Origin of the sequence: Pseudomonas sp. KBS0707 (assembly GCF_005937945.2) — a bacterium.
Lineage (GTDB): Bacteria > Pseudomonadota > Gammaproteobacteria > Pseudomonadales > Pseudomonadaceae > Aquipseudomonas > Aquipseudomonas amygdali.
Genome location: NZ_CP041754.1, coordinates 2489806 through 2508100, shown reverse-complemented (window position 1 = coordinate 2508100; position 18295 = coordinate 2489806). Strand labels below are relative to the sequence as shown.

At 60.5% G+C, this 18295-nt stretch carries 15 protein-coding genes and 2 riboswitches; of the genes, 9 read left to right on the top strand and 6 right to left on the bottom strand.

The genetic code is table 11. The features are described from left to right. Positions 1 to 161 precede the first annotated feature (161 nt). Entirely contained in the window at positions 162 to 428 is a 267-nt protein-coding gene (locus FFH21_RS11850; RefSeq protein ID WP_003315350.1) for a hypothetical protein, read from the top strand. 95 nt (positions 429 to 523) lie between these two features. Here FFH21_RS11850 and FFH21_RS11845 read toward each other — a convergent pair whose 3' ends face one another. The 4 genes from FFH21_RS11845 to cobW form a co-directional block, all read right to left on the bottom strand. After that, complete coding sequence (locus FFH21_RS11845; protein ID WP_004658576.1) at positions 524 to 1111, bottom strand: VWA domain-containing protein; 588 nt, start codon at positions 1109 to 1111, stop codon at positions 524 to 526. Positions 1112 to 1188: 77 nt separating this feature from the next. Further along, positions 1189 to 2217: an ATP-binding protein gene (locus tag FFH21_RS11840; protein ID WP_004667550.1), complete on the bottom strand. Its 1029-nt coding sequence runs from the start codon at positions 2215 to 2217 to the stop codon at positions 1189 to 1191. Beyond that, on the bottom strand, positions 2217 to 5981 hold the full coding sequence (gene cobN / locus FFH21_RS11835) for a cobaltochelatase subunit CobN (protein ID WP_041924784.1): 3765 nt from the start codon (positions 5979 to 5981) through the stop codon (positions 2217 to 2219). Before cobN ends, FFH21_RS11840 begins: the two co-directional genes overlap by 1 nt. A gap of 4 nt (positions 5982 to 5985) precedes the next feature. Next, positions 5986 to 7050 carry a cobalamin biosynthesis protein CobW gene (gene cobW, locus FFH21_RS11830; RefSeq protein ID WP_004664916.1) on the bottom strand — a complete coding sequence of 355 codons (1065 nt, stop codon included), beginning with the start codon at positions 7048 to 7050 and terminating at the stop codon, positions 5986 to 5988. A gap of 114 nt (positions 7051 to 7164) precedes the next feature. Continuing rightward, positions 7165 to 7388: riboswitch (cobalamin riboswitch) on the bottom strand. A gap of 58 nt (positions 7389 to 7446) precedes the next feature. Continuing rightward, positions 7447 to 7661, top strand: a riboswitch (cobalamin riboswitch). Between the two features lie 94 nt (positions 7662 to 7755). On the opposite strand from cobW, the gene FFH21_RS11825 reads away from it, so the two are divergent. From FFH21_RS11825 to cobM, 4 genes are read left to right on the top strand one after another with little or no spacing between them, the layout of a single operon-like run. Then, entirely contained in the window at positions 7756 to 7941 is a 186-nt protein-coding gene (locus tag FFH21_RS11825) for a CbtB-domain containing protein (protein ID WP_019741962.1), read from the top strand. 10 nt (positions 7942 to 7951) lie between these two features. After that, complete coding sequence (locus FFH21_RS11820; RefSeq protein ID WP_004664914.1) at positions 7952 to 8659, top strand: CbtA family protein; 708 nt, start codon at positions 7952 to 7954, stop codon at positions 8657 to 8659. Beyond that, a complete protein-coding gene (locus FFH21_RS11815) occupies positions 8637 to 9086 on the top strand; it encodes a cobalamin biosynthesis protein (RefSeq protein WP_004658584.1) in 450 nt (149 codons plus the stop codon). Before FFH21_RS11820 ends, FFH21_RS11815 begins: the two co-directional genes overlap by 23 nt. A 32-nt stretch (positions 9087 to 9118) precedes the next feature. After that, positions 9119 to 9868 carry a precorrin-4 C(11)-methyltransferase gene (gene cobM / locus FFH21_RS11810; protein ID WP_004658585.1) on the top strand — a complete coding sequence of 250 codons (750 nt, stop codon included), beginning with the start codon at positions 9119 to 9121 and terminating at the stop codon, positions 9866 to 9868. An 83-nt stretch (positions 9869 to 9951) separates the two neighbouring features. Here the strand turns inward: cobM and FFH21_RS11805 are convergent, their stop codons facing one another. Then, entirely contained in the window at positions 9952 to 13437 is a 3486-nt protein-coding gene (locus tag FFH21_RS11805) for an indolepyruvate ferredoxin oxidoreductase family protein (RefSeq protein WP_011168438.1), read from the bottom strand. A 184-nt stretch (positions 13438 to 13621) separates the two neighbouring features. Between FFH21_RS11805 and FFH21_RS11800 the strand changes: the two genes are divergently transcribed. The 3 genes from FFH21_RS11800 (at position 13622) to FFH21_RS11790 (ending at position 16354) form a co-directional block, all read left to right on the top strand. Further along, on the top strand, positions 13622 to 14089 hold the full coding sequence (locus tag FFH21_RS11800; RefSeq protein ID WP_002553253.1) for an Lrp/AsnC family transcriptional regulator: 468 nt from the start codon (positions 13622 to 13624) through the stop codon (positions 14087 to 14089). Between the two features lie 493 nt (positions 14090 to 14582). Then, positions 14583 to 15116, top strand: a complete 534-nt coding sequence (locus FFH21_RS11795; protein WP_004664910.1) for a DUF4880 domain-containing protein — start codon at positions 14583 to 14585, stop codon at positions 15114 to 15116. 101 nt (positions 15117 to 15217) lie between these two features. Beyond that, entirely contained in the window at positions 15218 to 16354 is a 1137-nt protein-coding gene (locus FFH21_RS11790) for a M14-type cytosolic carboxypeptidase (RefSeq protein WP_041924527.1), read from the top strand. A 34-nt stretch (positions 16355 to 16388) separates the two neighbouring features. On the opposite strand, the gene FFH21_RS11785 is transcribed toward FFH21_RS11790, so the two are convergent. After that, on the bottom strand, positions 16389 to 17618 hold the full coding sequence (locus tag FFH21_RS11785; RefSeq protein ID WP_011168436.1) for an MFS transporter: 1230 nt from the start codon (positions 17616 to 17618) through the stop codon (positions 16389 to 16391). A 106-nt stretch (positions 17619 to 17724) separates the two neighbouring features. Here FFH21_RS11785 and FFH21_RS11780 point away from each other — a divergent pair, with 106 nt between their 5' ends. Next, positions 17725 to 18270, top strand: a complete 546-nt coding sequence (locus FFH21_RS11780) for a TetR/AcrR family transcriptional regulator (protein WP_011168435.1) — start codon at positions 17725 to 17727, stop codon at positions 18268 to 18270. The last annotated feature ends 25 nt before the right edge of the window (positions 18271 to 18295 follow it).

Below are 18295 nucleotides of genomic sequence, written 5' to 3'. Positions count from 1 at the left end.
TTTATTTGCAAGGTCACGCGGGCGACCCTTGAAAAAAATTCGCATATTTTTCGTTGAAGGGTGTGACTCATGCCCCCTTGTCGTTCATCAACACAAGTAACCAGCCGGACGGTCAGCCCGCCGCCGTGACTGAATTGATATGGGCACTTGAGGAAAAAACCATGAACGCCCCACTGCGCTTCAACGATGCACTTCTGATCGCTGGACACGCTTTTGAACCCTTCCAGTGTGTTGCCTGGGCACCACAGGATGGTAACGGCGAACTGAGCCTGACGGTGATCGACCGCACCAGCAACCGTATCGGTCGCAAGCAGATCCCGAGCAGCACCTATTCAGACAAGCGGCAACTGGCCAGCGCTCTGGAACAGGCGCGTGCAGAAATCAGCAACGAAGGCTACGACCTTGAGCCTTGGACCATGCCAGCCTGACGCAGGTTTGAGCGTTGCCCGTGCACTGCAACTGACTGTCGTGCCAATGCTTCAGCGCATTGGCACGCAGTTCCAGAACTGCCAGACCTGATAGCTCAAACCGGTTTCAGCTCATCAATGTGCTGATAATCAGCCCCCAGGCTGGACGCCAGTTCCCGCGCCCTGCCCAAGCGGATCGGGCCTTTCTCGATATCGATCAACACACTCGCGCAATTGAATGCAGGCAGGACGGGTAACTGCTTGATCCTGCCATCGGTCAGCACCAGAACCCGCTGCTGCTCGGCCGGATAGCGTTTTTGCCGCTTTGCCAGCCATTCACCGGCCTGCTGAAGCGCCGCAGACAGTGGCGTGCCGCCGCCCGCACCCAGTGCATTCAGCCATGGACTCAATGCCGAGGACGCTTTCAGGCCCTGATGTTGCCAGCGTGGCGTGTCACCGCTGGCGGTCAGTAAGGCAAGACGCGCGCGGCGTCGATACGCATCGTCGAACAATTGCGACAACAGCCCCTTGGCCTGGCTCAACGCCTGATGGCGTCGTGTAGAAGCTGAAGCATCGACAATCACCAGCAATAACTCACTGGGACGGCTGCTGCGCGGCTGGCGAATCAGGTCCTTGCGGCTTTTCGGCCGACCGCGCAACAGTGTGGGCAACCATTGCACCGGGCCATCAGCACCGGCACGCATGGCCCCTTGTCTGCCAGTGGCCAGTCGACCAGGACGGGGAACGGCATCCGCCCCCTGCGCGATACGAGGGCGGATGCCTAAGGCTTTTTTGGCCAGCTCGGCACTTCGCGGCGTGCGCCGGTAGTGACGGCCTGGGCGGGCAGCTCGCCCCAGTTGCCCTGCCCGCTTTCAGGGTCGGCCTGCCTGCTGGACGATCCGGGCGGCGGCGCTTCCGGGTTTTGTGGTGGCGGGGCCGGCTCGCGCCGCCGATGACGCAAGGCAAACTCGGCGACCGCTTCGATGTCCTGTTCTTCAATTCGACCGGCACCACGCCATGCAGCATGGGCGCGCGCGGCGCGCAGCCAGACCAGATCGGCGCGCATACCGTCGACACCTGCAGCAAAGCATCGCTCGGTGATCATTGCCAATGAATGGTCATCCAGCTCGATACCTGCCAACAGCTGACGCGCCTGCTCACAACGAAGCTTCAAGGCGTCCTGCTGCGCTTGCCATTGCTGGCAAAACATTACCGGATCGCTGTCGAAATCCAGACGGCGACGGATGATCTGACTGCGCTCGGCAGGCTGGGTCTGGCCACTCAATGCGACGTTCAAGCCAAAGCGATCCAGCAACTGCGGGCGCAATTCGCCTTCTTCCGGGTTCATGGTGCCGATCAGTACGAAGCGCGCTGCATGGCGATGGGAAATACCATCCCGCTCGACCATATTGACGCCGCTGGCAGCAACGTCCAGCAACAGGTCGACCAGATGGTCGGCGAGCAGATTGACCTCATCGACGTACAGCACACCGCCGTCGGCTTTGGCGAGTACACCCGGGGAAAATTGTGCACGACCCTCGGCCAGCGCGGCGTCCAGATCCAGCGTGCCGACCAGACGCTCTTCAGTAGCACCCAGCGGCAAGGTGACGAACTGACCACTGGCCAGCACATCGGCCAATCCCCGCGCCAGCGTCGACTTGGCCATGCCCCGAGGCCCTTCGATCAATACGCCGCCGATGCGCGGGTCAATGGCGGTCAGGCACAACGCCAGCTTCAGGTCATCGGCACCGACCACGGCGGCCAGCGGAAAATGTGCAGTTTCGGTGATGTTCGGGTCAGGCAAGGTCATCAGTTCTCTTCTATGTCCAGGAGCAGGTCTTCCAGCGCCTGCTGATACTCGCCCGGCTCCTGCCAGAGGCCACGCTGCTGGGCTTCGAGCATGCGCTCGGTCATGTCGCGCAAGGCATCGGGATTGTGCTCGGCGAGGAAATCGCGCGTGGCCGGGTCAAGCAGATAGGCGTCGGCCAGCAGCGCGTACTGGTGATCATCGATCAGCTCGGTCGTCGCATCGAAGGCGAACAGGAAATCCACCGTGGCGGCCATCTCGAACGCGCCTTTGTAGCCATGACGTCTGGCCCCGTCGATCCATTTCGGATTCGCCGCGCGCGAGCGTATCACCCGGTTCAGCTCTTCCTTCAGGGTGCGGATTTTCGGCAGGTCCGGCTGGCTGTGATCGCCATGATAACTGGCGGTCTTCTGCCCGCTGAGGGTTTCCGAAGCCGCGAGCATGCCGCCTTGAAACTGGTAATAATCGTTTGAATCGAGCAGGTCGTGTTCGCGATTGTCCTGATTCTGCAGCACGGCCTGCACCTGAGACAGACGCTGGGCAAAGCGCTGACGTGCAGGCGTACCTTCATCGGCAGCGCCATAGGCGTAGCCGCCCCAGTTCAGGTAAACCTCGGCAAGGTCCTCACGGCTCTGCCACAGACGGCCATCGATCGCGCCCTGCACGCCAGCACCATAGGCACCCGGCTTGGCGCCGAAGATCCGCCAGCCCGCCTGACGTGCCGCTTCGTCTTCGCTCAACCCTTCTGCGATAAAACCTTGGCGCTCTTCTCGCACCCTGGCAGCCAGCGGGTTCAGGTCGTCCGGCTCGTCCAGCGCGGCAACTGCCTGCACCGCAGCGTCGAACAGCTTGATAAGGTTGGCGAAGGCATCACGGAAAAAGCCGGACACCCGCAATGTCACGTCCACTCGCGGACGGTCCAGCAGGCTGACCGGCAGAATCTCGAAATCATCGACCCGCTGGCTGCCCGTCGCCCAGACCGGGCGTACGCCCATCAGCGCCATCGCCTGAGCGATATCGTCACCACCGGTGCGCATGGTCGCCGTGCCCCAGACTGACAGCCCCAACTGACACAGGTGGTCGCCATGGTCCTGAAGATGCCTTTCCAGCAACAGGCTGGCGGACTGGAAACCGATACGCCACGCCGTGGTGGTCGGCAGATTGCGGACATCTACGGTAAAGAAGTTGCGCCCCGTGGGCAGCACATCCAGACGCCCCCGACTCGGCGCGCCGCTGGGGCCTGCCGGAACGAAGCGGCCGCTCAGTGCATCTAGCATGCCCTGCATTTCGCCGGGGCCGCAGGCGTCCAGACGCGGCGCGACCACTTCACGCAGGCTGTCGAGAATCAGTGCCAGATCATCGTCGACCGGCAGGTCATGCAGCGCTTCGCCTTGGGTCACGCGTTCGATGAGGGCAGCGGCGTAAAGCTCAAGCCGCTCACGCGCATCACCGGCAGTGCGCCACGGGTCACTGCTGACCACCAGCAACGCAGCGGGACGCGCGCCGGTCCAGGGCTCGGCCAGTTCGCAATCCAGCGGGTCAAAATCCAGACCGAACGCTTTGCTCAGCGCCCGTAACAGACTCGACTGCGCGCCGCGCCCGTCGCCGCGCGGGATGCGCAGCAGGGCCAGCAAGGTGTCGGTGCGCAGGCGGCCTTGCGGCGACTGACCGAAGATGTGCAGGCCATCGCGAATCTGCGACTCTTTCAGGTCACACAGGTAAGTGTCCAGACGCGGCAGCCACAGCGCCGCATCGGCGTCGCTGTCGAGGTTTTCGCCCAGAGCCAGCTCGCGATCTATATGGGTTTCACGGACCAGTTCGAGAATATCCCGTTGCAGCTCGCGCGCGCGGCGCGGATCCAGCAGTTGCGCCTCATAGAACTCGTCGGCGAGCAGTTCCAGATTGCGCAGCGGGCCATAGGTTTCCGCACGGGTCAGGGGCGGCATCAAGTGATCGATGATCACCGCCTGGGTGCGCCGCTTGGCCTGTGCGCCCTCGCCCGGATCATTGACGATGAATGGATAGATGTTCGGCATGGCACCCAGTACGGCGTCCGGCCAGCAGGTTCGGGACAGGCCGACGCCCTTGCCCGGCAGCCACTCAAGGTTGCCGTGTTTGCCGACATGCACCACGGCATGAGCGCCATACGCCTTGCGCAGCCAGAAGTAAAACGCCAGATAACCGTGGGGCGGAACCAGATCCGGGTCGTGGTACACCGCGCTGGGGTCGACCTGGTAGCCACGCGCAGGCTGAATGCCAACGAAGGTCAGGCCAAAGCGCAGCCCGGCAATCATAATTCTGCCACTGCGAAACATCGGATCGCTGTCCGGCGCGCCCCAGCGGGCATTCACGGCATCACGGTTTTCCTGCGGCAGCTCGTTGAACGCCGCCAGGTATTCCTCCAGTGCCATGCTTTGCTGGCAGGGCCGCAGGTCGATGCTGTCCAGATCATTGGTCACGCCACCCAGCAATTGCTGGATAAGCTCGGTGCCGCTGTCCGGCAACTGTGCCAGCGGATAACCCTCGGCCTGCATGGCGCGCAGGATGTTCAGCGCCGCAGCAGGCGTGTCGAGCCCCACACCATTGCCGATGCGCCCGTCGCGGGTCGGATAGTTGGCCAGGATCAACGCCACACGCTTGTCGCCGTTGGGCAGCCGCGCCAGTTCGATCCAGCGCCGCGCCAGTTGCGCGACAAAATCCATCCTGTCCGGCTGGGCGCGGTAACACACCACGTCCGACTGGCTGCGCTCGCTGCGCCAGGCCAGGTCCTTGAAACTGATCGGTCGACTGATGATCCGCCCGTCCAGCTCCGGCAAGGCAATGTGCATCGCCAGATCGCGCGCACCAAGGCCCTGTTCACTGGCCTGCCAGGCAGGCTCGTTGTCCTGCGCGCAGATCGCCTGAATGACCGGCACGTTGCGCCGAAACGGGCGCAGATGCGGCGCTTCCGGGCTCGACTGGGCAAAGCCTGTGGTGTTGAGGATCAGCTCGGTTTCAGCCTCGTCCAGCCAGTTCTCCACCTGAGTGAAACAGCCGGGTTCCTTGAGGCTGGCAACGGCAATGGGCAACGGGTTAATGCCGTGTGCCTGCAAGCGAGCGCAGAACTCGTCGATAAAACCGGTATTGGCGGCCTGCAAGTGCGAGCGATAAAACAGCAGCGCCGCGACGGGCTGCCCTGCAACCCAGTCGGCTTGCCAATCGGTGAGCTGCGCACTCGCCAGTCGAGGGTGGTAAATGGCTGTGCGTGGCAACGGTTGGGGCTCGGTCCAGGAATAGTCCCGGTCCAGCCAGTGACTGGCCATGCAACTATACATTTCCAGCGCATTCTGCAAGCCGCCCTGACGCAGAAACTGCCATAGCCGGTCGCGTTCTGCGGCAGGCACTGTGCTCAGGTCGCTCAGTTCAGGATCAGGGCGGTCATCACCGGGCACCAGAATGACCTGAACCCCGCGTGCCGCCAGCTCCATCAGCCGCTCGACGCCGTAACGCCAGTAACCGATGCCACCGTGCAGGGAAATCAGAATGACCTTTGCGTGGCGCAGCACCTCATCGACATACAAGTCGACAGAGGCGTGATTCTGTACCTGCATCGGGTTGGCCAGACGCAGGCTCGGGTAGTCGTCAGGGAGCTGCCGGGCAGCTTCGGCCAGCAGCGCCAGGCTTGAGTCTCCGCTACAGAGAATCACCAGCTCGGCCGGGGTCTGGCCCAGATCGGCAATGCTGTCGTCGTGTACGAAACCGCCGGGCTGGGTTCTCAGTAAATGCATGGGGTCAGCCGACAACTGCAGCGTTGAGCTGCGCTTGCAGGACCACGGCATCCAGCTCCTGACCAATCAGCACCAAATGCGTGGCACGCTCTTCGTCGGCGCGCCAGGCGCGGTCGAAGTGCTTGTCGAAACGCGTACCCACACCCTGGATCAGCAGGCGCATCGGCTTGCCGGGAATGGCCGCGAAGCCCTTCACGCGCAGAATGCCGTGCTGCACGACCAGTTGATTCAGTGCGTCGAGCAACAACTTTTCATCGGCCTGAGGCAATTTCAGGGAAATCGAATCGAAAGCATCGTGATCGTGGTCATCATGATCGTCATCGTCGTGATGATCATGGTGGGTCTTGCGACCATCGATGTGCAGCTCGGACTCGGCGCCAACACCCAGCAGTACGCTGATCGGCAGACGACCGCTGCTGGCTTCAATCACCTTGACGGCTGGCGGCAGTTCTTCGGCAACTTCGGCACGCACCGCTGCCAGACCTTCGGCGTCGATCATGTCGGCCTTGTTGAGGATGACCAGATCGGCGCTGGCCAGTTGATCAGCGAACAGCTCGTGCAGAGGCGACTCATGGTCCAGATTCGGGTCGAGTTTGCGCTGCGCATCGACCTGATCGGGGAACGCAGCAAACGTACCGGCCAATACCGCAGGGCTGTCGACGACAGTGATCACCGCATCGACCGTGCAGGCGTTGCGAATTTCCGGCCACTGAAAAGCCTGAACCAGCGGCTTGGGCAATGCCAGCCCCGAGGTTTCGATCAGGATGTGGTCCAGATCGCCACGGCGAGCGACCAGCTCGCGCATGACCGGGAAGAACTCTTCCTGCACCGTGCAGCACAGGCAGCCGTTGGCCAGCTCATATACCCGGCCGTTGGCCTCTTCTTCGGTGCAACCGATGGTGCACTGCTTAAGGATTTCTCCGTCGATGCCCAGTTCACCGAATTCATTGACGATGACCGCGATGCGCCGCCCTTCGGCGTTATCGAGCATGTGCCGCAGCAGGGTGGTTTTGCCCGAGCCGAGGAAGCCGGTGACAATGGTGACGGGAAGCTTGGCCAGTGTTTTCATCAGGTGCCCTTTGGCAATGCGGCGGGCAAACAGGACGAGAACCGCATGCCTGGCACACGGATCGGATCGCCACCGGATCACCCCGCCCGGTTGTAGTGAGAATTCGCAGGCCTTTTGGTCAGCCCGGTTCGAGGCAGGTCTCCTGGCTCACGGCGGCATGTGGCAGGCAATCAAGACCGTGCCGACACGCATTCATCGCGCCTTCCCGCCGTAGCAGTGGCTGTGCAATGAACCTCACCGTTTACAGTTGCGGGGGCAGCTGCGGCGTGTACCGCATTCCCGTCTTAGCTCCATGTGTAACGCTTTACGCATGGAGAACCTCGAACCGGCAAGGCTACGCAGTGACCGCAGACAGGTCAATCGTTCAGATTGACGATTCCCCGCCGCCCATGCTCTCCTGTACGCCTTGTTTCGGGTGCCCCTCACGGGGTGAAACGGGAAACCGGTGCGCTCACGCTGTCGAGCAAGTCCGGTGCTGCCCCCGCAACGGTAAGCGAGAGAAGGTCTTATCCACTGTGCTACGGCATGGGAAGGTGACCTTGCAGGCCTTGAACGCGCGACGTTTGAGCCCCTCGCGAGCCCGGAGACCGGCCCGACATCGTTGAATGACAAACCCGCGGTGGGCGGGCGCAGTTGAAACCTTCGGCGTCTGCCGGCAGGTTCCTTTGCGCGTGGCCCGCTTGCCAATCACCAAGAGGGATCGCCATGTCGACCATCAGCAGCAGCCATGCCGCCACTACCAGCTCCATACGCACTCAACGCCTGACAGCCGCCATCAGCGCTGCGCTGCTGGGTGCATGTCTGGTGTACTTCGCCGGTTTCTCGCACATCGCGGCCGTACACAACGCCGCACACGATACCCGTCACAGCGCTGCCTTTCCTTGCCATTAAGGACTCCACAATGTTCAAGCGAATCGCACAAACTGCCGGGTTCACGGGCCTGCTTGCGGCCCTGCTGCTGACCGTGCTGCAAAGCTTCTGGGTGGTGCCACTGATCCAGCAGGCCGAAACTTACGAAAACGCATCTGCCGAACAGGTCCATGAGCATGCTGACGGCGCGGCTGCCGAGCACAGTCATACGCATGACGAAGCTGCCTGGGAACCTGAAAACGGCTGGCAACGCGTGCTGTCCACCACGGGCGGCAACCTGGTGGTCGCAGTAGGCTTCGCCCTGATGCTTGCCGGGCTTTACACCCTGCGTGCGCCGGGCCGAACGGTGCAAGGCGTATGGTGGGGGCTGGCCGGTTTCGCGGTTTTTGTGCTGGCACCTACGCTTGGCCTGCCACCTGAATTGCCCGGCACAGCTGCCGCCGAACTGAGTCAGCGTCAGGCCTGGTGGATAGGCACGGCCGCATCGACTGCCGCCGGGCTGGCCTTGCTGGTATTTGGTCAGAACTGGCTGCTCAAAGCGCTGGGCGTGGCGATTCTGGTCGTTCCTCATGTGATCGGCGCACCACAACCACTGGTCCATCAGAGCCTGGCACCGGAGGCTCTGGAATCGCAATTCATGATCGCCTCGCTATTGACCAACGCGTTGTTCTGGGTCGCGATGGGGCTGATCAGTGCGTGGCTGTTCCGCAGAAACGATGCAGACCTGCAACAGGCCTGATTCACCGACCGTTCAGCCCGGCGCATCACTGGTGGCCGGGCTGGGTTGTCGGCGCGGTTGCTCCGCAGCGACTTTGCGCGAGCTGATCGAGAACAGCCTTCGCGTGATTGGCCTGGAGATCGCCAGCGTCACTGCGCTGGCATGTATCGATCTGAAAGACCAGGAACCGGGCCTGCTTGAACTGGCCGCGCAACTGGCAGTGCCGCTGGTGTTCTTCAACGCAACGCAATTGGTTGCGTGGGAGCTGCACCTCACCCATCGTTCTGCGCAGGTCTTCCAGACCACGGGCTGTCACGGGGTCGCCGAAGGTTCGGCACTGGCGCTGGCCGCGCAACTGGGAGACGGCACCGCCACCCTGCTGATCGAACGGCAGAAAAGCGCCAACGCCACATTTGCCTTGGCAATCAGCCCTGCACACAGCGGATAATCTCCCCGCGCTCATCCACTCCGGAGAATTCATTGACTGTCTATTTCATCGGTGCCGGCCCTGGCGATCCCGAGCTGATCACCGTCAAGGGGCAACGCCTGATTCGCACATGCCCAGTCATTATCTATGCAGGCTCACTGGTGCCGCTCGCCGTGCTGGAGGGGCATCAGGCCGTGCAGGTGACCAACAGCGCCGAGCTGCATCTGGAGCAGATCATTGAGCTGATAAAGACCGCGCATGCGCAGGGCCAGGACGTTGCTCGTGTGCATTCCGGCGACCCGAGCCTGTATGGCGCCATCGGCGAGCAGATCCGCCATCTGCGGGAACTGGGTATTCCATTCGAAATCATTCCCGGCGTCACCGCGACCGCTGCCTGCGCTGCGCTGCTGGGCGTCGAGCTGACCCTGCCGGATGTTTCGCAAAGCGTGATTCTGACCCGCTATGCCGACAAGACCTCAATGCCCAGCGGCGAGGAACTGGCCAGTCTGGCCAGCCACCGGGCAACCATGGCGATTCATCTGGGGGTGAACAACCTGCAGCGGATTGTCGACGAGCTCGTTCCACATTACGGAGCCGATTGCCCGATTGCCGTGGTACACCGCGCCAGTTGGCCGGATCAGGACTGGGCAGTTGGCACACTGGCGGACATTCACGACAAAGTGCAGGCCAAAGGCTTTCGTCGCACTGCATTGATTCTGGTCGGACGTGTGCTTGCCGACGACACGTTCAGCGAGTCCTCGCTGTACCGCGCCGGGCATGCACACCTGTTCAGACCGAACTGATATTGGCGAAGGCGGTACTCCCGGCGCTGAACACAGCGGATCACCCCGGTCGCTGCGACCAGTCGATGCGAAGCATCTCTCCGTCAGGCAGCCGCCTCGTACAACTTCGGTGCAACCACTTCGCCACTTTCCAGGCTCTTGCGCAGAATATCGGCCTGCAATGCCGCCGCTTTCATGGCGCTCTCCTTGATATAGCCATAACCACGAATTCGCTCCGGCAGACGTGCCAGGCTCAAGGCGGTATGGCGGTTCTGTGCTTGAAGATGCTGAAGAATCAGCTCGATGTCACGCACGTAACTGTCAATCAGCTCCCTCTCCTGTTTGCGCTCAAGGCTGTGGCCGAACGGATCGAGCGCTGTGCCACGGAGGAATTTGAATTTCGCCAGTACGTTGAAGGCGCGCAGCATCCAGGGGCCGAAACTGCGTTTGCGCGGCAGGCCGTTGTGCGGATCGCGTTTTGCCAGCCATGACGGTGCCAAGTGGAATTCCAGCCGATAATCGCCTTCAAACTGCGCTTCCAACTGGCGGGTGAACTCGCCGTTGCTGTACAGCCGCGCTACTTCGTACTCGTCCTTATAGGCCAGCAATTTGAAGTAGTTGAACGCAACCGCCTCAGAGAGCATCGGCTGCTGACCGGAAAACACGCGTGATTCGGTATCGCGCACACGTTGCAGCAACTCCACATAGCGCTTGGCATAGGCGCCGTTCTGATACGCCTTCAAGGTTTCGACATTGCTCTGAATACGCTGATCAAGGTCCATTGGCTGCAGCGGCTCGCTGACCTTCTGCTGCGGATTGACAAAGGCTTCGACCGCCGCAGGATCATGGGCGGTACGACGGCCCCAGAGAAACGCCTGCTGATTGAGATTGACCGCCACCCCGTTGAGTTCGATCGCCTTTTCGATGGCCGCCGAGGTCAGCGGAATCAGGCCCAGCTGAAACGCGTAACCGAGCATGAACAGGTTACTGGCGATGCTGTCACCCATCAGCCGAGTGGCCAGCGATGTGGCTTCGACGAAGTGGGTCTTAGCAGCGCCGACCGCCTCGATGATAGTCTGCTTCATGGCCTCGGCCGGAAAAACGGCATCCGGGTTGCGCGTAAACTCGGCAGTCGGCGTTTGCTGGCTGTTGACCACCGCGTGGGAAATCTTGCTGTCGAGCTTGGCAATCGCATCCGGCCCTGCCGCTACCAGCAGGTCACACCCCAGCAACAGATGCGCCTCCCCGGCCGCGATACGCACCGCGAACAAATCCTGCTGACGCGCTGCAATACGGATGTGGCTGACCACCGGGCCGAATTTCTGTGCCAACCCGGCCTGATCGAGCACGCTGCAACCCTTGCCTTCCAGATTCGCGGCATAACCCAGCATCGCACCGACGGTGGTCACGCCTGTTCCGCCAACCCCCGGCAACAGAATATTGAACGGTCGCTCCAGCGACGGCAGTACAGGTTCGGGCAAGCGAGCGAACGCCTCGACTTGCCTGGGCAATGCTGGCTTGCGCAGCTTGCCGCCATGCACGGTGACGAAGCTTGGGCAGAAACCTTCGACGCAGCTGAAATCCTTGTTACAGGCGCTCTGATCGATTTCGCGCTTGCGGCCCTGAGCCGTTTCCTTGGGCAGCACAGACAGACAACCGGATTTAACCCCACAGTCGCCGCAGCCTTCACATACAGCCGGATTGATCAACGCACGCTTTTCCAGATCCGGCATGGTGCCGCGTTTGCGACGGCGGCGCTTTTCAGTCGCGCAGGTCTGATCGTAGATGATCACCGACACGCCTTTGAACTCACGCAGCTCGCGCTGCACGCTGTCCAGATCACGCCGATGATGAAAGGTAGTAATCGGCGCGAAATCCTGTCGACTCGGGTACTTGTCCGGCTCGTCGGAGACCAGCGCAATACGCTGCACGCCCTCGTTGAACACCTGGCGGCTCAGTTGATCGACGCGCAGTACTCCGTCGATTGGCTGGCCACCCGTCATGGCAACGGCATCGTTGTAGAGGATCTTGTAGGTGATATTGACCTTGCAGGCCACGGCTGCACGCAGCGCCAGATGCCCGGAGTGAAAGTACGTGCCGTCGCCCAGATTCTGGAAGACGTGAGGTGTTTCGGTGAACGGTGCCTGACCGATCCAGGTCACGCCCTCGCCGCCCATCTGGGTGAAGGTATCAGTTTCCCGATCCATCCAGATGGTCATGTAATGGCAACCGATCCCGGCCAGGGCGCGACTGCCTTCCGGCACACGTGTCGACGTGTTGTGCGGGCAGCCGGAACAGAAATGCGGAGTGCGTTGGGTGTTGAACAGCGGAGCCTGAAGTGCCTGTTCCTTGTCGCTGAGAAACTGTAGACGTGCCTCGATCTGCGGGCTGCTGTAGAACGGAGCAAGACGCTTGGCGATGACTCTGGCGATCATCGCCGGGGTCAACTCGCTGAGGTTCGGCAGCAGTGAGCGGCCCTGTTCATCGAACTCACCGACCACCACCGGGCGGCGGTCCACGGGCCAATTGTAAAGCTGCCCGGTCAGTTGATCTTCGATGACACTGCGTTTTTCCTCGACCACCAGAATTTCGTCCAGCCCTTCGGCAAAGTCGTGCACCGACACCGGTTCCAGCGGCCAGCTCATGCCGACCTTGAGCACGCGAATCCCGACCCTGTCGCACAGTTCCTGATCGATACCCAGCTCTTCAAGCGCCTGACGCACATCCAGATAGGACTTGCCGGTAGTAATGATGCCCAGCCTGGGCTGCGCAGAATCGATAACCACCTTGTTGAGCTGATTGGCACGCGCGAAGGCCCTGGCCGCGTAGATCTTGTAGGTGTTGAGCCGCGCTTCCTGGGCCAGCGGCGGATCCGGCCAGCGGATGTGCAAACCGCCTTCCGGCAGTGCGAAATCTTCCGGAATGCGCGTTTTGACCCGCAACGGGTCAACCTCGACCACGGCTGAAGAATCCACGTTCTCGGCAATGGTCTTCATCGCCACCCAGCAACCGCTGTAACGCGACAATTCCCAGCCGATGATGCCGTAGTCGAGAATTTCCTGAACATTGCTGGGGTTGAGTACCGGGATCATCGAAGCGATAAACGCATGTTCGCTCTGATGGGCAATGGTCGATGATTTGCAGCCGTGGTCATCGCCCGCAAGAATCAGCACACCGCCATTGGCTGCAACGCCTGCCGAGTTGCCGTGCTTGAAGACATCCCCGCAACGGTCCACGCCCGGGCCTTTACCGTACCAGAGGGCAAACACGCCATCGTATTTGCCGTGGGGGAACAGGTTGACCTGCTGACTGCCCCAGACGGCCGTAGCCGCCAGTTCTTCGTTGATGCCCGGCTGAAAATGGATGGCGTTTTGTTGCAGGTAGTCCTTGGCGTCCCAAAGGCTTTTGTCCAGATTGCCCAACGGCGAGCCGCGGTAGCCGGAAATAAAACCGGCGGTATTCAGGCCCTGCGCTTCATCACGTTGTTTTTGCAGCATAGGCAGGCGAGTCAGGGCCTGTGTGCCGGTCAGGTACAGATCACCGGTGGCAAGCCGGTATTTATCATCCAGACGAATATCAGCCAGAGACATGCGGATACCTCTCTTGTTCTTGTCTTGTTCTTATAGGTGTCAGGCTTTTGCGCAGGGACGGTCCAACCCGGCAGCCTTGCCACTAGACTGCCAGCAGCAAAGAGGCTTTTTCTTTCTAAATGCATGCAAATCTGCTGATATTGAGCATGCTTTTTTCGACCAGAACAAAAAACAAGGTCAATTCATGCAGCCTAAATTGAGCCCCATCGATCGCAAGATTCTTCGTCTACTGCAACATGACGCCAGCCTGTCTGCGGCAGAAATCGCCGAACGGGTCGAGTTATCGCAATCGCCCTGCTGGCGGCGCATCCACCGGCTTCAGGAAGACGGAGTGATAGAACGCACTGTCGCCCTGCTCAGCACTCAGAAGCTCGGCCTGAGCATGACCGTGTTTGTCGAGGTCAAGCTGTCGGGCCATGGCCGGCGCTATCTGGCCGAATTCGAAGAAGCGATCATCGGCCACCCGGAGGTGCTGGAGTGCTACACCATGGCCGGGGGGATGGATTTCATGCTCAAGGTGGTTGCCCAGGACATCGCCAGCTATGAGCGCTTCCTGCGCGATCATTTGCTGCAGTTGCCGCATGTACATGAGGCCCATTCGAACATTGCCATGAGCACGGTGAAACGCACCACGGAGTTGCCGCTGGACTAGAGGGTGTCGGGTGGGAACTGAAAAGAAAAATCCGCCGAGCAGGCGCTGGCGGATTATCCGGGTCGATGAGGGCAATAAAAACATTTGACTTGCAAATGATAATGATTATTATTTCATCAGCGGGTCGCGAGATCCGCTGGATAATCTGGAAGTCTTAGGTCGGCTTCCTGATTATCTCCTCATCAGGCTAATCACGGTTTTTGACCCGGCTTTTTGCCGGGTCTTTTTTTGGTTCTTTCTTTTGGTTTCGCTGCTTCAGGCTAATGAAGTCTGGGTACTGCGCAGGTGTGTAGCAATGGCGCAGATCATAGCAAAGCAACCCTGATACGGGTCATGTTTTTGCAGCGAAAATGCCCGGATAAGGCATATAAAAAGTAAATGCTGCAACTTTTCACTTGAGAATGATTCTCGTATTCACTAGTCTACTCTTGTCACGGACGATGCCTGTCATTGCAAGGAACAATCCCCATGGAAGATCAGCGAGCGATACATCATGAGTAATCAGCTCCCTTCTTTGCTGCACCTCCCCGCCCGCCTGCCTGAGCCGCAACCCACGCCGCAGGTCATCGAACTCGGCCACCGGCTTGGCAAGCTTTCGCGCCGTACCCGGCAGATATTTCTGCTCAGTCGGCTCGACGGTCTGGCGTATGCCGACATCGCCCGTTTCATGGATGTCGATATCGCCCGGGTAGAGCGCGCGATGCTTCGCGCACTGGGCAAGGCACATCTTCAGAGCGCCGATGACAGCCGTGCCATTCAGGACCAGGCCAGCCGCTGGTATGTGCACTTGCAGAGCCCTGCTGCAACGGCCAGCGAACGCATCGAATTTCGCCACTGGCTGGACGCCGATGCTGCACACCTTTCAGCGTTCCAGAACAGCGAGCGCATGTGGCGTCAGTTGCAGGCACCCGCCCTGTTGCTCGGTGCGTCCGGCTGGCATCGGCGCAAGCGACGTGCCTATCTGGTGTGGTGCCTGCTGACGGCATTCATCTGCAGCCTGATGGTCACCGCCGAGGCTATTTCCTGACGCAAGGATGACCGCTGCGATGAAGTTTACGTCGCAAGGTGCCCGGTTGATCGGTGTACAGTAGCGGCCTGAAAAGGCATCTACGTAAGCAGGCACCTATCTTGACCCTCACGATCAGTTCAGATTTCGACAGTGGCAATATTCAGGTTCTCGACGCAAGCGACCCCGCGCATATAAGCCTGGCGATCCGGCCAGACACGCAAAGCGCGCATTTCCAGTGGTTTCATTTCAAGGCTGACGGCCTGATCGTCGGCCAAACCTATGGTTTCAGCCTGACCAATGCCAGCGAGTCCACCTTCAACAATGCCTGGACCGGCTACAACGCCGTAGCGTCCTACGACCAGCAGAGCTGGTTTCGGGTGCCGTCCGGTTTTGACGGCAAGGCACTGAACTTCAGCCTTGCGCCTGACCAACCGCAGGTCTGGTTTGCGTATTTCGAACCCTACAGCCGTGAGCGCCATGACCGGCTGATCGAACAGGCACAGGAAAAGGCCGGCGCGCACTTGCTGGCTGTCGGCAAAAGTGTCGAGGGTCGTGATATTCAGCTGCTGCGCAAAGGCGACAGTGCCGAAGGCAAGCGCAAGATCTGGATGATTGCCCAGCAGCATCCCGGCGAGCACATGGCTGAATGGTTCATGGAAGGCGTGATCGAACGCCTTCAGCAAAAAGACGACGTAGTGCTGCAGCAATTACTCGCCAACGCGGACCTGTATCTGGTGCCTAACGTCAACCCGGACGGCGCCTTTCATGGCCACTTGCGTACCAATGCCAACGGCAAGGATCTCAACCGCGCGTGGCAGGACAGCACTGAAGAACAAAGCCCGGAAGTCTTCTTCATCAAGCAGCAGATGGAAAAATACGGCGTGGACATGTTCCTCGACGTGCACGGTGACGAGGAAATCCCCTACGTATTCACCGCCGCGTGCGAGGGCAACCCGGGGTACACCGCGCATCAACGCCAGCTTGAAGAGCGCTTTCGCAGCCGTCTGTGCGAGGTTAGCGACAGCTTCCAGACGGTCTACGGCTACCCGCGCAGCGCGCCCGGCCAGGCCAATATGAACCTGGCGGCAAATGCCGTGGGCGAACGCTATAAATGCCTGGCGCTGACGCTGGAGATGCCGTTCAAGGACCACGATAACGCGCCGGACCCGGTAACAGGCTGGTCAGGCAAACGCTCCGCGCAACTGGCCGGGGATGTATTGACCGTGCTGGCCGAGATGGTTAACGACCTGCGCTGAAGGCTCCCGTCTGTCGGCAAGCCGAAATGCCCACTTAAACGTGGGCATTTTTGTTTTTGCTGGCTGTACGGCGCACGATCAAACTCGCCAATGCGATTAATGCCAGCGTGATCACCACTGCTCCGTAGACATTGCTGGTCATCACCAGCCCTGCCGAGTGGGCAAAGAACCCGGCAACCAGTGCCGGTATGCAGAAGGCCAGGTAGCTGAGTACCAGAAAGGCTGACATCAGCCCTCCCCGCTCATGGGCATGCGCGGTTGGCATGAGCATCCGCAGTGCGCCCAGAAAACTTGATCCGAAACCGATGCCCGCCACCACGGCACCGACGAAGAACAGCCACAACATGCCCAGGTTGACCGCCAGCAGAATGACCGCCACACCGAGCGGCAAAAAGCTTGCGCCTACCCACAATCCCAGCACCGGCTCGCGCTGACTCAAGCTAAGAATCGCCAGTGCGCCACTAAGCGTCAGCGCCGCAACCGCCAGGCCACCGTTGAGTGGCGAGTTCAAGCCAGTCGCCGCTGCCAGCAAGGATGGGCCCAGCGACAGAAAAAAGCCGCCCAGTGCCCAGGCTGCTATATCCACCGGCAGTACCAGCCATAACATGCGCCGCGACTGCTGCGGAACGTGCAGCGATGGCTTGAGGGATTGCCAGACGCCTGGCTGGCGGCTGACGGTTTCTTCCACTCGGCCAAGGTAAATCGCTTGCGCCACAAAGGCGGCCAACAGGAAGCAGTAACCCAGCACCAGTGGTAACGGCGCGAACTGCACCAGCAGTGCCGTGCCCAGTGCACCCACCGCCATGCCGAGCATGGGCGAGATGCTGTTGATCAGCGGCCCTTTGACTGAATCGCTGTCCAGCAAGGCAGCCCCCAATGCACTGGCAGCAAGTCCTGTAGCAAACCCCTGCAACAGACGCGCGGCCATCAGCCAGCTAACATCGCTGGCAAAAATGAACAGCAACATCGAAACGATTTGCAGCAGCAAGGCACCGAAAATCACCGGACGCCGCCCCAGGTAATCAGACAACGAGCCACCGATCAGCAAGGCGGCCAGCAGGCTGAATGCATACACTGCAAAAATCAGGGTGAGCACGCCGGACGAGAAGCCCCATGCCTCCTGATACAGGTGATAAAGCGGCGTGGGTGTGCTGGACGCGGCAAAGAAGCACAGTGTGGTGAAGGCCAGAAACCCGAGATGGCTTCGCGCCCGGCCATCAGACTTGAGGTCTGATAGCGTCGAACCTTGTGAAGGAAGGGACATGAATACGCTCTCCGCCAACGCAACCTGTTAAAGCCATAAATTAGCTTTTGCGGAGTGTGCGACGCAGGAGCGCTTAAAGCAAATACTTTGTGTTAAGGTCCGCCGTATGGCTATCAAAGAAGCAGTACGCACCGGAGGCCGCAGCGCCCGAGTGCAGGAATCCATTCACCGCGCGGTCCGCGATTTGTTGCTGGAGCATGATCGTTCGGCGCTCAGCGTGCCAATGATCGCGCTCCGGGCGGGCGTTACGCCGTCGACCATTTATCGCCGCTGGGGTGACTTGACCACCTTGCTGGCAGACGACGCCATTGAGCATCTGCGCCCTGATGCGCCAATAGATCAAGGCAGTCTGCACCAGGACCTGCTGACCTGGAGCGAAATGTATCTCGACGAAATGTCTTCGACTCCAGGTCGAGCCCTGATGCGCGATGTGGTCGCCAGCACCTCTGGCTGTGTCGGCAGGTGCGCGGCAATGGTCCGTGAGCAATTGCAGGTGATGATTGATCGTGCGACTGCTCGCGGCGAAGCCTCGCCGACCGCCGATGACCTGATTGATGCCATCGTTGCGCCGATGATCTACCGGATTCTGTATTCCGAATCGGCCCCCACGCCCGAACGCGTGCGTCAATGGGTCGAGCGCTGCCTGAGCTGAGGCAACACTTGCTGCAGTCAGTGGC